The 255-nt window shown below is 69.4% G+C and carries 1 protein-coding gene; it reads right to left on the minus strand.

Annotated features, from left to right (window positions below; genetic code table 11):
- The coding region (locus tag GJQ66_RS13265) for a PDZ domain-containing protein (protein ID WP_155049683.1) at positions 1 to 255 on the minus strand (255 nt) is incomplete at both ends.

Raw genomic sequence — 255 nt, forward strand, 5'->3', positions numbered from 1 at the left:
AGACCGCCCGCTCGCCGGGCTTGTGCTTGGTCACCAGCTTGGCGACGTCCGTGTTGGCCTTGATCGCCGTACCGTCCACGGCCTTGATCACGTCGCCGGCGTGCAGCTTGCCGTCCGCGGGGGCGTCCTTGACGACGGACGCCACGACCGTCTGGGAACCGACCGGGATGTCCAGCTGCCGGAACGCCGCGACCTTGGCGCTCTCCAGGGACTGGGTGAACTCCTCGGCGTTCTGCTGGTCGGACTGCTCGGCCG

The sequence above is a fragment of the Microbacterium sp. ZXX196 genome, from assembly GCF_009709595.1.
Lineage (GTDB): Bacteria > Actinomycetota > Actinomycetes > Actinomycetales > Microbacteriaceae > Microbacterium > Microbacterium excoecariae.